This window comes from Sulfurimonas xiamenensis (assembly GCF_009258045.1).
Lineage (GTDB): Bacteria > Campylobacterota > Campylobacteria > Campylobacterales > Sulfurimonadaceae > Sulfurimonas > Sulfurimonas xiamenensis.
Genome location: NZ_CP041166.1, coordinates 75,436 through 89,637, shown reverse-complemented (window position 1 = coordinate 89,637; position 14,202 = coordinate 75,436). Strand labels below are relative to the sequence as shown.

The following is a 14,202-nucleotide window of genomic DNA, read 5'->3' as shown; positions in this document are numbered from 1 at the left end:
AGGCAGATTTACCGCCTGTTATGTTACTTAAAAAATATAGCTAAAGCAGATTGTTGATAAACATAAAGTTTATCAATCATACTTATGATAAAGATATTCAGCTAATCCGCTTGATTCACTATCCGTCATAGCCCCTTTTAAAGAAGGCATAAGACCAAACTGCTTAATAGCTTTTTTTCCATAAATAGATTTTCTTCTGTCAGGCTCGTTGATGTAATCTTTTATAAAATCTACAAATTCTTCTTTTGTTTTGGTTTCAGTTTTTAACTTATGAATCACATCTTTGGCATATGGTGCACCATGTATATTTGTAATTTTACCACCGGACTCATCGACACCTAACACGGTAATATGGCACTCTGCACAATATTTGTTAAAAAGTTCTTCATTTGCTTTTTCCAACTGTGCCGATTTTTCATCCTTTTCATAAGAGACAACTTTTTCTTCTGTTTTTTGTGGCTCTTTGCCATAATCGCTATAAAGATATTCAGCCAATATGCTTGATTCACTATCTGTCATAGCCCCTTTTAAAGAAGGCATAAGACCAAACTGCTTAATAGCTTTTTTTCCATAAACAGATTTTCTTTTGTCAGGTTCATTGATGTAGTCTTTTATAAAACTTATAAATTCTTCTTTTGTTTTGGTTTCAGTTTTTAATTTGTGGATCACATCTTTGGCATACGGTGCGCCATATATATTTTTAATTTTACCGCCGGATTCATCCACACCCAGTATGGTAGTATGACACTCTGCACAATATTTGTTAAAAAGCTCTTCCCCTGATTGGGAAAACAATGTAGATGTAGTTAATAGTGTATAGAGTACAATATTTTTCACTTTCATCTAATACATCCTTTTGTTAAATTTATTAAAATGATAACATATAATTCTGGCAAAAATAGGACAAAATGCCCAATAAAATAGTTATCATTAATAAATATTATAAATGATGTTAATATATAAATATATTTAACCCTTAAGAATTTTGAATAAAATCTTTGACCTTTGCTTCAATCTCATCACGGACGCTACGCACTTTTTGCATAATCTCTTCATCACTTCCTTTAAAGCTTGAAGGATCAGAAAAACTCCAAGCAATAATTTTATTTATACCTGGGAAAATTGGGCACTGCTGTGATGCTTCATCACACACAGCAATCACATGGGTAAATCTTTTTCCTTCTTTATAAAGATCAAACACCGCCTTTGGAGTATTATCTGAAATATCAACTTCTTTTTCAGCCATAGCACGAACAACATAAGGATTAAGCTTACCGGGTTTAATTCCTGCACTTTGGGCTGTGTCGTCAACATCCTTTGCATATAGATTAAAAAAAGCTTCTGCCATTTGGCTGCGAGCACTATTATGCACACAAACAAATAATACTTTTAACATATAAATTCCTCAATTAATTTAAATTTTTTAAAAAATATCGCCAACACATATCAATCTTTATTGTATGTTTAGGGCTTAAATAAAATATTATAGTTTGTCTTCATTACAAAATGATTACTTTTTTATCCATTTTTTAAGCATAAAAAAAACTTAAACAGAAACGCTAATTATAAAAGTATAAGAGAGTCAAAAGTTAAATCGGATAAAATTACTCCGATTTAAAAACAGTAGAGGGTAAGGCTCTCTTAACAAAGGATACACAATGAAAACATTTATTTTACTAATCGGATTAACACTAGGTGCTCTTCAAGCTGACAATACTGTAACTTACAACACAAACAGCGGCGGCAACACCGAGGGCATTAAAACCAATCACCCAAATCAAGACCTTTATTAAGGTTTGATTTTACACCTCATCTACTTCTTTAGATGAGGTTTCTCCCTCTTTCTCTCTTTTTTAAAAAACATAAACTTCTGCAAATATCAATAAATATGCTAAAATAAATCCAAATTTGATAAAAAAGGTTAGTTGTATGAGCGATAAATCTAACGAATCAAAAAATAAAAAATTTTTATCATTTTTTAAAGATAAAATCAAAGAGTTTAAAAAATCAATAGGTATAGTAGATAAAAAAGAACCTATCTCTTTTGAACTATCCGAATTTATGCAAGAAACAGAATCTGCTTTGCAAGAGCTGCCGCAAAATTATAAAAACCTTTATGAACTCAAACCTGCGCAAGAATATTTTTTTGTAAATAGAAAAAATGAAATAGAAAAACTTGAAAAATCTTTTACAAACTGGACAAAAAACCGTTTTGTAACATGCGCCCTAATCGCTGAAAAAGGGTCCGGGGTAACTTCTCTGCTCAATAATTTTTTAGAAAAAATTCCACAAATAGACACCATTAGAGGTGAAATGCATGAAAAAATCTACACAAAAGAGTCCTATTTTGAATTTTTCAACTCTCTTTTAAATACACAAAATATTACTACAAATAAAGAGCTGATAGATTTTTTAAATAATTCGCAAAGTGCAAAAATAATTATTATAGAAAATCTCCATCATATGTTTTTAAAAAAAGTAGGCGGATTTGAGAGCATAAAACTGCTCTTTGAACTTATCTCCTACACGACAAAAAAAGTACTTTGGATTGGAAATTTTACACCTGAAACATGGAGCTATCTTGATAAAACAATCTCCATTTCAAACTACTTTACAAGCGAAATAGCCATGCAAGAGCTAAATCATGAGATTATCAAAGAGATATTATTTAGAAGAAACAAGTATGAAGATCTTACAATAGAGTTTATACCGCAAGAAGATACTTTAGAGAGTAAAATATTTGAAAAATTAGATGATGATGAAAAACAGCCTTATCTGGAAGAGAGATTTTTTAAACTACTATATAAACTCTCATATGGAAATATATCTCTTGCTTTACTCTACTGGGTCAGAGCAATTGACAAAATTGATGAACAAACTATCTTTGTAAAAGAGATAGAAGATCTTGACTACTCATTTATTAAAAATCTCTCGGCTAAATCTCTCTTTACATTGCAAGCACTTATGCTCCATGATGGGCTGACTCTGCATGATTTTGCTATTGTAATGAATGAATCATCTGAAGAGTGCCGTAAAATACTTATGCCTATGCTTGAAAAAGGGTTGCTCATTCAGCCGTATAAAAAGTACAATATAAATCCGGCTATATACAAACAAGTTCATAATTATCTCTCATCTAAAAATTTTATTCACTGAAACGGGATACTTATATGAAATTTATAATACTTTTCTTTTTAACTTTTTTTACACATATCCTCTATGCAGCAGATATTTTGCAAAAAGATGATGCTTCAAAGGTTGATCCAATGGATTTGATTGCGATTATCTCGGTTTCAAAAATTCTTTGGACACTGCTCTTTTTTGTTATCGCATATATTTTTATAACTTTCTTTACAAAAGCACTTGAATTTTTTGCCGAAAAGAGTTCAAAAGCGAGAATAACCATCAAAGGTCTAATTCCTATTATCAGAATTGCTCTTTGGGCAGCAGTTATTGTTATAATTGTAAAAGTGATCTATCATCCGCCAATGGAGATGCTTATGACGGCATTGGCATCCGTAGCCATTGCCGTAGGTTTTGCAACACAGGACCTGCTCAAAAATATATTTGGTGGAATTATGCTTCTGTTTGACCGTCCTTTTAAAGTAGGAGATAAGATTGAAGTCGGAGAAAATTACGGTGAAGTTATAAATATCGGTCTGCGGGCAACGCGCATCGTAACTCCTGATGATTCAATGGTTATTGTTCCAAATATGGAGCTTATGAACACATCGGTATCCAACAGTAATTCAGGCGAACTATACTGTCAAGTAGTTGCAAAAATAATGCTCCCCATCGATGCTCCCATGGACAAAATCCGTAAAGTTGCCATCGAAACAGCTCAGGTTTCAAGATATATCTATCTCAACAAACCCATTGAAGTACTATTTACAAACAGAATCTATCAGCACAAATCTTTTTTAGAAATGAAGATAAAAGCTTATGTTATGGATATCCGCTATGAATTTAAATTTAAAAGCGATATGACAGAAATTGTTATAAAAGAGCTTCTTGCTCAAGGTCTTGTAAATAAAGATGAACTTGAATAACTATAGTATCTTTACAAACAAGACTCATTTGCAAAAGTAATAACAAACTTTTTAAAGCCCTCTTTGTTGTTGTTTAAGTATATCTGACGCAACATCTTTTTTTTGAGTAAATCCACATCCGCAAGATTCTATATCTTGATTTTCAAGTGCTTTCATCTCTTTATATTTACCCCAAAGTCCAATGCCATTCTCTTTTGCGTAGTTTTGAGCAATTAACATTCTATTTTTCAATCCGGTTGGCAGACTTGGATCTTCAACATCAGTCAAAGCATAGCCATCTCTAACTATCTTGTAGTTAAAATCATTGTTGCTTATCCACACATATTCAAGACCATGCTCATCTTTAGAAAAAATTTGATATGAAAGATCTACCCCCTCAGGAAACATTTTTTTCATATATGACAAAGCTTCTCTTTTTAACTCATCTCTTTTATTATAATCTACAAGCTGAATGGTTTCTTTGCTGTTATTTGCTTTTGCAAAAAGTTCTATTCCACTTAAGTGGATCTTTTTTTTAACACCATCTTTGTCTATTTTTACTGTATTTTCTGAAATAATTTCAACCATTTTTGCAGATTGAGCAAAAACCAGGGAAGCTAACAAAGTTATAAGTAAAACAAATTTTTTCATCTGTGCTCCTTTATAAGATTTAAAAATGATAACAAAAAAATACTGATTTTTCTTTATAAAAATAAATAATAAATAAAATATTTAAAAAATAAAATGATTTTTTACTTGACAAATGAACATATGCACATTATAATTACAGCTGAAATTGAACATATGTTCAAAACTAAAGGAAAAAACAATGAACCAATTTGGCAGAAAAAGAAAACACAGAAGAGTAGATGAAGATCATAGTGATATCTGTTTTAAGCCATGTGGTGTATGCAAAAAATCGCTTGAGTATGTAGTACTGTTTGAAGAAGAGATGGAAGCTATAAGATTGAGTGATTCTTTGGGTTTGTATCAACAAGAGTGTGCTGATCGTATGGGTATATCACGAACTACTTTTTCCCGAACGATTGAAAGTGCAAGACGAAAAATTGCAGATGCGTTGTTAAATGCAAAAGCAATTATTATCCATACAAAGGAATCATATAATGAGAGTAGCATTTCCAACGAACAATGAACAATGAACAATGAACAAACAATAGCAAAACATATCGGTCTTTGCAAAAAAATTGTTATCTATGAAAATGAAAAAAAAGTTGAAGTAATCGAAAATCCGATTTTAAAAATGGTAAAAGAGGAAAACTTGCCAATTGCAAAAGCGGGAGAAAGACACTTCGGTACGGGCAGAATTTTGTCGCAGTTTTTGTCAGAAAAAAATATTGATATTTTTGCTGTGGTGGAGTTTTACTCACAGGGGCTAAAACAAAATCTTGAACAATTTGCAATTACAGCTTATGAGGCACAGGAAAAAGATATAGAAGCAGTGTTGAATATACTTAGCAAAAAAGATATGTTTACAAATAATGATGAGAGAGGTGAAGAGATGTATACAAAAAGAGGATTGAGTGCTATGCAAGGAAGAGGCATGAGAAAAGGTCGCGGCATGGGTCTTGGCAGAAATGAAAAAAGAAGTGAGGATATAAATACCAATTATCTAAGAGATGAAGAAAGTTATATAAAAAGAAGGTCAAGTTTTATGCAAAGAAGATGTGCAAGAGGAGGTCGTGGCATGGGATTTGGTAGAGGCACTGGAAGCCTGTAATGAAGATAACTATAGCAAGCGGAAAAGGCGGGACTGGTAAAACTACCATTTCTACAAATCTCTCTTCCTATCTAGCCAAAGAGGCAGATGTTGTGCTCGCGGATCTGGATGTTGAAGAACCAAATTCCAAACTCTTTATCGAGGGGAATCTGATTTTTGAAAAAGCATGCGACAAAATGGTACCTCAATGGAAAAAAGAGGAATGTACTTTATGCGGCAACTGTGAAGAGGTCTGCAGATTCAATGCAGTTATAAAAGTAGGTGACGAAATTTTGGTATTTCCGGAACTTTGTCATAGCTGTTATGCCTGCTCAGAACTATGCCCGACTGAATCTCTTCCAATGATGCCACAAAAAATTGGCGAATTAAAGCATTTTAAAACTGAAAATTTAGATTTTGTTGAGGGAAGATTAGACATAGGAGAGGAGCAGGCTGTCCCTCTTATCAGCCAGGTCATTGAGTATATAGATGAAAAATTTTCACAAGACACCATCAAGCTCTTTGATGCTCCTCCGGGAACTTCCTGCCCGGTCATTGAGGCGAGCCGCGGAAGCGATTTTGTTATATTGGTAACCGAATCGACCCCTTTTGGGCTCAATGATCTCAAGCTTGCTGTAGAAACAATGAGAGTTTTATGTCAAAAATTTGGTGTAGTAATCAATCGCCATGGCATCGGCGACAATGGTGTAGAAGAGTATTGTAATGCCGAGGGTATCCCTATAATTGCCAAAATTCCAAACGACAGAAGAGTCGCCGAGCTTTACTCCAAAGGCGAGCTGATTTATCCGAAAATTCAAGAGTTTGAAACCGCATTAAAGCAGATAGCACAGTTTGTCGGGGGTGTCAAATGAAAGAGGTAGTCATTATCTCAGGTAAAGGGGGAACCGGTAAAACCTCTTTTGCTGCATCCTTTGCCTATCTTGAAAAAGAGAATGCCGTTATAGCTGATTGTGATGTCGATGCTGCAAATATGCATCTTCTTTTGGAAGCTGATTTTAGATATCAGGAGGATTTTTATAGCGGCGAGATAGCTGTTATCGACGAAGAGAATTGTATAAATTGCGGAGAGTGCAAAGAGGTATGCCGCTTTGATGCTATTCATGTGATAGATGATCAGCATCGTGTTGATCCCATTTCATGCGAAGGGTGTTGGTATTGTTCCAGAGTCTGCCCGGTAGAAGCAATTGATATGAAAACACAAAAAGTCGGAGATTTTTATCTCTCCATGACAAAAGCCCAAAGCGAAATGGTACATGCAAAACTTGGCTTTGCAGCAGAGAACTCCGGAAAGCTCGTGGCAAAAGTAAAAAATGAAGCGAAAAAACTAACTTTGGCAAATAAAAAAGAGTTTTTGATTGTTGATGGAAGTCCCGGTGTGGGATGTCCTGTTATCTCCTCCTTAAGCGGGGCAGATTTGGCACTGCTGGTTACGGAAGCAACCGTTTCGGGACTTCATGATCTTAAAAGAGTTTATAAACTGGTTAAAAGTTTCAATATAGAAGCTGCTTGTATTATCAACAAGTATGATTTAAATATAGATGTAACCAAAGAGATTGAGGCTTTTTTAGAAGAAGAAGATATCACTCTTATAACAAAAATTGCCTATGATGAAACATTTGCAAAAGCTCTTTCTCAAGCAAAAACGATTATAGAATATGGCGATAGCAGTCTTAAAACAGAGATTGAAAAAAGTTGGCAATACATAAAAAATATACTAAGGAGTTAAAATGAAAATTGTATTTACGGCAAAGGGTAAGAGCTGGGATTCTTTAATGGACCCAAGATTTGGAAGAACTGACACACTTGTTGTGTATAATGAGGAGGATGATTCTTTAAGTTTTATCTCTAATGCGGATACGGAGACAATGGAACACGGAGCTGGACTTCAGGCGGCAAAAAAAGTGCTTGAACTCAATCCCGATATCCTTATAACCGGAAATGGACCCGGTAACAAAGCTTTAGAGATATTAAAAAAATCAAAAGTAACCATGTATGTAGGCGCAGGTGACATGACGGTTAAAGAAGCTTATAGCGCATTTCTTGCCAATAAATTAACAAAATTTCAAAAATAGGGAGTAAAAAAATGAGAATAGTTTATCCAACAGATGAGAATATGGGATATTTGTCAAAAATAGGTGCACACTTTGGAAAAGCAAAATTTTACACAATTATTACATTAGAAAATGACAAAATGATTGATGTAGAGGGAGTAGAAAATCCCGGTCACAGCGGAGGAGCCTGCGGTAATGCAGTAGCCAATATTATGAGTTTAAATCCTGATGCTTTAGTTGTCTCTGGAATAGGAGGTTCTCCTGCACAAGGGTTTGCACAAGCCGGACTGGATCTTTACTTTGACTCTACTTCAAAAACAGTTCAAGAAAGTGTGGCACGACTTATAAAAAATGAGCTGCAAAAAAGCGACGGTCAAGGAACCTGTTCAGCACATTAAATTTTTATGGGCTAAACTCTATCAAGCAATTTTTTTAAAATATAGAGTTTAGCTTTTAAATCCTGTAGCTCTTCCTCATTGGAAGACTCTTTTATCTCTTTTTTTGTCTGCTCAATCTTTTCAAAAAGTTTCTCTTTTAACATCTGCTGCTTTTTTTCATCGTTTATTTCACTAAAAAAGAGTTTTTCTATGCCTTTAAATACCTTGTCTATCTTCATTTTTGAGTTCCTAGTGTTCTAATATCTGCATCTTTTATCCACAATATTGTAGCAACTTGTAACAACTTTTGTGTTACATCATAAGCAAACGAGCTGTCATTGATAAGCGATGTCGCCATCTTGGAATCAATCCTGTTTTCTCGTATAAGTGTATCTATCCTGCTGTTTTTTATGTTGTCCAGCGCTTTTGTACTCTCTTTTAAAAGCTCGATTGTAGAGATGACATCCAAATCATCATCATGCTCTTTTAACTTCTCTATAGCATCTATTGTCTTTGCAATGTAAACTCTTAGGTTGTTATACTCCTCTTTAACATAACTATTTTTTGATTTGGAGTAGTAAAAGATGTTTTTTTGCAGCTCTCTCATATATTTTAAAGCCTCTACAATCTCGCGTGAAGCAAGTTTTAGGTCATACACTCTGTTTTGATCCTCTTCATTCATATTTTCCTGAGAAAGAGTCGCATAATGGATTATCTCTCCGTAAAGTGATTTAATCTTATTTGCATAAAACTCATCCACATCCGTATTTACACTTATATCTGAATTTTTTACAACATTCTCTATATCTTTACTCCCTATAAATTTATGACGGTGCAAAAACATAGAGTGAGAAATGGCTTCAACGGCACTGTCATAAAGATGTATAGTCTCTTTTTTTATCGACTCTATCGCCGCATTCGGAACATTAATAACTATATTATCAAGATATAAAGGTTTAATAGTATAAATATTTACTTCTATAAAAAGTGTCTCCAAATACTTTACGAGTTTTTGTGTGAAAGGAGAGACAATTATAACCCCCAAAATATTAAAGAGTGTGTGAAAAAGTGCAAGTTTCATGGCATAATCACTATCTGCAATGCCTATTTTTGAAGCTAAAAATGTTGTCAAATCGCTTAACTGGTAGAGAAAAACAATAGCAACAACTGCCGTCGTTATATTAAAAATAAAGTGTGCAACAGCCACTCTTTTCCCATTTGAGTTTGAAGAGATAGCTCCCAATATAGCGGTAACAGTTGTACCAATATTTGCTCCGATAGCAAGTTCAAGAGCATTGATATAGATGATTTGGTTTGTTGCAAGTGCTGTAATAACAAGTGCCATCGTTGCCGCGCTTGACTGCATAAGAACAGTTGCTACAATTCCAAACAATATATAAATCAAAACACCAAAATAGCCTTCAACCGCATATTTTGATAGATTAAGCGTACTTTGCAAAATCTCAAATCCATCTTTCATATAAGCAATACCAAGAAAAACAAACCCTAGTCCAAGCAAAACTTTTCCAACCCCTTGATAGCTTTTACTATTTGAAAATTTAAGAACCACCCCAAAAATTATCATAGGCATTGCAAAAGTCGCTATATCTATCTTTACACCAAATGAAGAAACTATCCACGCAGTCGTTGTAGAACCGATATTTGAACCAAATATGACTCCAGTGGCACCGCTTAAACTAATAAGCTCTGCACTTAAAAATGAGATAATGATGATAGAAACTAAAGAGGAGCTTTGCATAATGGCAGTTGCAACAAATCCCGTACCTATAGCCTTTGGCAGAGTATCGGTACTAGCTTGCAAAGCCTTCTCAAGCATACCGCCGCTAAAGAGCTTAAAGCCATCCTCCATAAAAAACATACCGACTAAAAATATGGCAATTCCAGCTATAATGATCTTGTAGTCGTCACTATAAAAAACCACAAATGCAAGAGAAAGTAAAAAAAACTGAAAATAGTACTTTTTAAACATCAACGACCTTAGATGAAATGAGTGTGATTTAACATACTACTATCTTTTGTTTTAAATTTGCTTTTTAATAAAATCATCTTTTGAAATACTCTAATGCTACTCTTTTTGCTTCTGCTCCGTTTGCGCCTTCACCCTTAATATTAAAAGCAAAAACAGTAGTTTTACCACTCTCTTGCACAAAACCCACAAACCAGCCTACTCCGGCACAGCTTCCTGTTTTTGCCGCCAATGTATAGCCATTGTGCTTTTTTAGAGTCATAATATCTTTTGTAATCTTCATGGCGCGAGGCGAAAACGACAACTCATTTTTAACAAGTGACGCCATAAAATCTACTTGTTCATTTAGTGATATTTTTATACTTCCGCCGCCAAGCCAAAAACCATCAAGCGAACTTGAAATATCCATGTTTCCATATTTTACAGCTCTGACGCTCCTCTTCATCTGCTCCTCGCCGATTCGCCTTGCCATCTCTTGATAAAACCATACGGTAGATACGGCTATGGCAGAACGCATTGAGTGGTCGCGGTTCCATACTTCATACTCTCGCTTCACTCCATCCCACTTTACTGTTTCATTTTCATCTTTAACGACTTTGCTATCAAGCGCGATCAATGAGTTTAAGATCTTAAAAGTTGAACATGGGCTCAGTCTCTCATCGGCTCTGTTTCCAAAAACTTTTTTTTCTGAACTGTTGAGATCCAAGATAACCGCACTTCCGTCATATTTGCCGAAATTTGGCTCTTTAGCAAAGAGAGCTACACTCAGCATAAATAGCATTATTAATTTAAACATTTTAACCTCATTACAACTCTACAGCTCCCTCAAGATATTTGACGCCGTATCCTGCTATCTCAACTCTTAAGCCTTGGAGTTTGCAAAAAACTTCTCCGCCTCTTTTTAAGACCTGCTTGGCTCTAAACTCTTTTTTGTCCAGAACTTTACTCCAGTAAGGCACAAGCTGAGTAAAGGCGGCACCCGTCACAGGGTCTTCATCTATCCCGATTTTTGGAGCAAAGAAACGGCAGACAAAATCATACTCTTTGCTTTTTGAAGTGATGATCACGCCTCTGGCATCGATGTTTTTTAGCTTCTGGAAATTTGGTTTTAGATTTAAAATATCTTCTTCGTTTTCAAAAACAAGCAGATAGTCCATCGACTTATAACACTCTTTTGGCTGAATCTCAAACGCTTCTGTTATGGCATACGGAACTGCAGATGCCGCAATCTCCTGAGCCGGAAAATCCATAATAAACTTATCATGCTCTTTTTTGACGCGCAGTTCGCCGCTTTTTGAATCAAAAACGATCTCATCGTTTGGGTAGTTTAAAATCTTAAACAGCACAAATGCACTAGCCAAAGTAGCATGTCCGCACATGTCAACTTCTGCAATCGGCGTGAACCAGCGGATGTGATAACGCTCACCCTCTTTTACAAAAAAAGCTGTTTCACAAAGGTTATTCTCCATCGCTATCTTCTGCATTAACTCATCATCAAGCCAACTATCCAGCGGACAAACTGCCGCAGGATTTCCTTCAAATATTTTTTTTGCAAAAGCATCTATTTGGTAGAGTTTAAGATGCATTATATTTTCCTTTCAAACTGCATTAAAATAGCTAAAAACACTCTTCCACTCCTGCAGTTTTTTTAACAAGTGATGAAATAAAATTTACTTGTTCACTTAGCGATATTTTTATACTTTCGCCACCAAGCCAAAAGCCATCAAGTGAACTTGAAATATTATTGTTCGCATATTTTACAGCTTTTGCTCTCTTTTTCATTTGCTCTTTAACAAACAGAGGTAAAATAGACATTTTTTACCTTGATGCTATTTTCATAGCAAGCTTGCGTGCAAAAGGAAATACAAGCAGTATGGTCGGAAATGCAATAACATAAGCCACCAACCATGCATGCATCCAAATTGAGACGAAATCATCCACTAATCCCAAGTTAATAAATGTAATCGCCCCCGACATGATAAAACTCATAAAGCCCGAGAGCAAAAGTGCCTGAACCTGATGAAGATATTTTACTGAAACCATTTTTTCCCTTTTAATTACCGCAACATAAACAATAATAGTATTTTACTTTAATTTATCACTGCCATTTGAATTTTTTAGTCAAATTGTGGATAAGCTCTTTTTATTTTAATTCAAACAAACTCTATATTATCATAGATATGAGGGAAAAAAGGGGTTCTTCTTTTTTACCCCATTTACAAAGGGAGAAAAATGGAGAGCTTCAAGAGATGCTGGAACAGGAGAGATGCACGGGAAGAGCGATGCTTGTAATGCTCGAAGATATTCAAGAGCAAAACTATACTTTGTAGCACTTTTTGCATCTCTACAATTTTTCATATATTCAGCGCCTAAATTGGTTATCATAAAATCAAACCATCGACTGATCTCAATGATGATGTTCTTCCTTTAGCAGCTCTTGTGCTGCCTCATCCGAGAGCTGTTCTATCTCCAAAATCTTGCCGCTTGCAATAAGTGTAATTCCTGCTAGTTCATGATTTGCATTTAGGATTGCGTGCTCTTTGTCTATGCTCTCAATGACATATACGATGCCTTCCTCTTCGCCGTCAAGTTCTGCACCTACATAAATATCTTCAGGCAAATCCTCTAGCAGCTCTTTTAAAACCAAAGACTCGTCGTACTCTCCAAACGCCTCTGCCGGAGTAAGCGTAACATGAAAAGTATCACCTACTTTTTTTCCCTCAAGCTCATCTTCTAGCTTTTTAAAGATTTGATTGTAACCGCCATGAAGATACATAAGCTCCTCACTCTCATCGATGATATTGCCCTCTTCGTCTTCTAACTTTATAAGCATTGACACAATCGTATTTTTTTTAATTTTATCCACAGAAAATCCTTTTATTTTTATCTACCAATTAGCTCTTTTTGTTTTTTGGTAAGTTTATCGTAAAAAAAAATTTTCTGCTTCTTTTAATTAAAAGCACTTCTCCACTCCTGCAGTTTTTTTTCACTGTAAAAGCGTGATGGAGTAGGAAGAAATCCAAATTTTATACCGTTTTTATCGCAAAACTCTTTTATCTTATATATTTCGTCTCTTATGTTTTGTACATTTTTATCAAACGACTTTCTGGTAAAGTAGACCTCTTTAGTTTTGCCTTTTGAGAGAGTTTTTAAAATATTAGGCGTGTTCCACTCTATCACCTCTTTTAGTTTATCGTCGCCGTAACTGCATATATCTTTTTCGCTCATCTCGACACTTAGTATAAGATCGCTCAGCTCTATGTCATGTTGCATTAAAAACTCTTTTTGTTTTTGCACATCACCCTTTAGGCTCTCTTTGCCGAACACTTCGGGAAGCAGCCTCCAAAAAAAGTTCTTTGCCCTGCCATAAAAAAATTCGGCATCGTTACACGCAACATCCGGGTTGAAAGTCCCTATGATGAGTGTCTTTCTGCCTTGAAGCGGATACTCTTTTAATAATTTATGTTTTACTCTCATTTAAAAAACTTTAGCATAAAAAAGGTTTAAAATAGTGCTCTATCAATCCTGTTCTCTCCTCTTTTATCTTAGGCAGCTTTAGCAAAATCTCTTTATAGTTACTTGCAAAGATATACCTCTCTACTAAGTTAAGTTGCTCTATCTTTGTATAGATGGGCATCACAAAAGGAGCTCTTTGCTTTATCTCATGCGCTATGGCTTGGCTGTAGAGCAGATGCAGATACTCTATATCTTTTGCATCATTTATCTTAAGCTTAAGTGTTATAATAAACTCTATCTCTTTAAGTTCAAATGTCGCTTTTATCGTCTTTGCATGTTTTTGTAAAATAATCGTAATATCTCGCAACTCTTCATATTTATCATCTGCTCTTTGAAGATACGCAAAAATTTCAGGTCTCTCTTTTTCCCAGCCATAGAGGGTGCTTTTAGAAATATTAAATTTTTCTGAAATATCTTTTATTGTTAACATTGCGGTATCCGTATTTTTATTTCTAAAAAGATTATAGTTTTACGAATATGAGAAAATAATCAGTTCTAATTTCAA

At 34.8% G+C, this 14,202-nt stretch carries 22 protein-coding genes; 9 read left to right on the top strand and 13 right to left on the bottom strand.

From position 1 onward, the window contains the following. Positions 1–72: 72 nt before the first annotated feature. Both FJR47_RS00465 and FJR47_RS00460 read right to left on the bottom strand, forming a co-directional pair. Positions 73–843, bottom strand: coding sequence for a c-type cytochrome (locus FJR47_RS00465; protein WP_152298541.1), 771 nt, complete (start codon positions 841–843; stop codon positions 73–75). A 133-nt stretch (positions 844–976) separates the two neighbouring features. After that, a complete protein-coding gene (locus FJR47_RS00460) occupies positions 977–1,396 on the bottom strand; it encodes an arsenate reductase ArsC (protein ID WP_152298540.1) in 420 nt (139 codons plus the stop codon). A 262-nt stretch (positions 1,397–1,658) separates the two neighbouring features. On the opposite strand from FJR47_RS00460, the gene FJR47_RS09765 reads away from it, so the two are divergent. The 3 genes from FJR47_RS09765 to FJR47_RS00450 all read left to right on the top strand — a co-directional run bounded on the left by FJR47_RS09765 (position 1,659) and on the right by FJR47_RS00450 (position 4,049). Beyond that, positions 1,659–1,793, top strand: a complete 135-nt coding sequence (locus FJR47_RS09765) for a hypothetical protein (protein ID WP_256365630.1) — start codon at positions 1,659–1,661, stop codon at positions 1,791–1,793. A 136-nt stretch (positions 1,794–1,929) separates the two neighbouring features. Beyond that, positions 1,930–3,156: an ATP-binding protein gene (locus FJR47_RS00455; RefSeq protein ID WP_152298539.1), complete on the top strand. Its 1,227-nt coding sequence runs from the start codon at positions 1,930–1,932 to the stop codon at positions 3,154–3,156. Between the two features lie 14 nt (positions 3,157–3,170). After that, complete coding sequence (locus FJR47_RS00450) at positions 3,171–4,049, top strand: mechanosensitive ion channel family protein (protein WP_152298538.1); 879 nt, start codon at positions 3,171–3,173, stop codon at positions 4,047–4,049. A gap of 51 nt (positions 4,050–4,100) precedes the next feature. Here FJR47_RS00450 and FJR47_RS00445 read toward each other — a convergent pair whose 3' ends face one another. Beyond that, positions 4,101–4,679 (bottom strand): thermonuclease family protein, encoded by a 579-nt coding sequence (locus FJR47_RS00445; RefSeq protein ID WP_152298537.1) that lies wholly within the window; start codon positions 4,677–4,679, stop codon positions 4,101–4,103. 178 nt (positions 4,680–4,857) lie between these two features. Between FJR47_RS00445 and FJR47_RS00440 the strand changes: the two genes are divergently transcribed. Genes FJR47_RS00440 through FJR47_RS00415 form a run of 6 tightly spaced genes read left to right on the top strand, consistent with a single transcriptional unit; the run spans position 4,858 to position 8,215 of the window. Continuing rightward, positions 4,858–5,181, top strand: a complete 324-nt coding sequence (locus FJR47_RS00440) for a DUF134 domain-containing protein (RefSeq protein WP_152298536.1) — start codon at positions 4,858–4,860, stop codon at positions 5,179–5,181. A gap of 3 nt (positions 5,182–5,184) precedes the next feature. After that, positions 5,185–5,766: a NifB/NifX family molybdenum-iron cluster-binding protein gene (locus FJR47_RS00435; protein WP_152298535.1), complete on the top strand. Its 582-nt coding sequence runs from the start codon at positions 5,185–5,187 to the stop codon at positions 5,764–5,766. After that, on the top strand, positions 5,766–6,617 hold the full coding sequence (locus FJR47_RS00430) for an ATP-binding protein (protein WP_152298534.1): 852 nt from the start codon (positions 5,766–5,768) through the stop codon (positions 6,615–6,617). The genes FJR47_RS00435 and FJR47_RS00430 overlap by 1 nt, the downstream gene beginning before the upstream one ends. Continuing rightward, positions 6,614–7,492 carry an ATP-binding protein gene (locus tag FJR47_RS00425; RefSeq protein ID WP_152298533.1) on the top strand — a complete coding sequence of 293 codons (879 nt, stop codon included), beginning with the start codon at positions 6,614–6,616 and terminating at the stop codon, positions 7,490–7,492. Before FJR47_RS00430 ends, FJR47_RS00425 begins: the two co-directional genes overlap by 4 nt. A 1-nt stretch (position 7,493) precedes the next feature. Beyond that, positions 7,494–7,838: a NifB/NifX family molybdenum-iron cluster-binding protein gene (locus tag FJR47_RS00420; RefSeq protein WP_152298532.1), complete on the top strand. Its 345-nt coding sequence runs from the start codon at positions 7,494–7,496 to the stop codon at positions 7,836–7,838. 11 nt (positions 7,839–7,849) lie between these two features. After that, positions 7,850–8,215, top strand: coding sequence for a NifB/NifX family molybdenum-iron cluster-binding protein (locus FJR47_RS00415; RefSeq protein ID WP_152298531.1), 366 nt, complete (start codon positions 7,850–7,852; stop codon positions 8,213–8,215). Positions 8,216–8,226: 11 nt separating this feature from the next. On the opposite strand, the gene FJR47_RS00410 is transcribed toward FJR47_RS00415, so the two are convergent. From FJR47_RS00410 to FJR47_RS00365, 10 genes are all read right to left on the bottom strand, one after another. Then, on the bottom strand, positions 8,227–8,433 hold the full coding sequence (locus FJR47_RS00410) for a hypothetical protein (protein WP_152298530.1): 207 nt from the start codon (positions 8,431–8,433) through the stop codon (positions 8,227–8,229). Beyond that, positions 8,430–10,184 carry a Na/Pi cotransporter family protein gene (locus FJR47_RS00405; RefSeq protein WP_188093725.1) on the bottom strand — a complete coding sequence of 585 codons (1,755 nt, stop codon included), beginning with the start codon at positions 10,182–10,184 and terminating at the stop codon, positions 8,430–8,432. Before FJR47_RS00405 ends, FJR47_RS00410 begins: the two co-directional genes overlap by 4 nt. Before the next feature lie 73 nt (positions 10,185–10,257). Continuing rightward, positions 10,258–10,977 (bottom strand): penicillin-binding transpeptidase domain-containing protein, encoded by a 720-nt coding sequence (locus FJR47_RS00400; protein WP_152298528.1) that lies wholly within the window; start codon positions 10,975–10,977, stop codon positions 10,258–10,260. A gap of 10 nt (positions 10,978–10,987) precedes the next feature. Then, positions 10,988–11,767: a PhzF family phenazine biosynthesis protein gene (locus FJR47_RS00395; RefSeq protein ID WP_152298527.1), complete on the bottom strand. Its 780-nt coding sequence runs from the start codon at positions 11,765–11,767 to the stop codon at positions 10,988–10,990. Between the two features lie 31 nt (positions 11,768–11,798). After that, positions 11,799–11,996 carry a hypothetical protein gene (locus tag FJR47_RS00390; protein ID WP_152298526.1) on the bottom strand — a complete coding sequence of 66 codons (198 nt, stop codon included), beginning with the start codon at positions 11,994–11,996 and terminating at the stop codon, positions 11,799–11,801. Positions 11,997–11,999: 3 nt separating this feature from the next. Next, positions 12,000–12,224, bottom strand: a complete 225-nt coding sequence (locus FJR47_RS00385) for a DUF2798 domain-containing protein (protein ID WP_152298525.1) — start codon at positions 12,222–12,224, stop codon at positions 12,000–12,002. Between the two features lie 129 nt (positions 12,225–12,353). Next, complete coding sequence (locus tag FJR47_RS00380) at positions 12,354–12,539, bottom strand: hypothetical protein (RefSeq protein WP_152298524.1); 186 nt, start codon at positions 12,537–12,539, stop codon at positions 12,354–12,356. Positions 12,540–12,588: 49 nt separating this feature from the next. Beyond that, a complete protein-coding gene (locus tag FJR47_RS00375) occupies positions 12,589–13,047 on the bottom strand; it encodes an FKBP-type peptidyl-prolyl cis-trans isomerase (protein WP_241855404.1) in 459 nt (152 codons plus the stop codon). An 83-nt stretch (positions 13,048–13,130) separates the two neighbouring features. Further along, positions 13,131–13,658, bottom strand: a complete 528-nt coding sequence (locus FJR47_RS00370) for a hypothetical protein (protein ID WP_152298523.1) — start codon at positions 13,656–13,658, stop codon at positions 13,131–13,133. Between the two features lie 10 nt (positions 13,659–13,668). Next, the gene (locus FJR47_RS00365; RefSeq protein WP_152298522.1) at positions 13,669–14,127 is read right to left on the bottom strand and encodes a helix-turn-helix domain-containing protein; all 459 of its coding nucleotides are present in this window, start codon (positions 14,125–14,127) and stop codon (positions 13,669–13,671) included. Between the last annotated feature and the right edge of the window lie 75 nt (positions 14,128–14,202).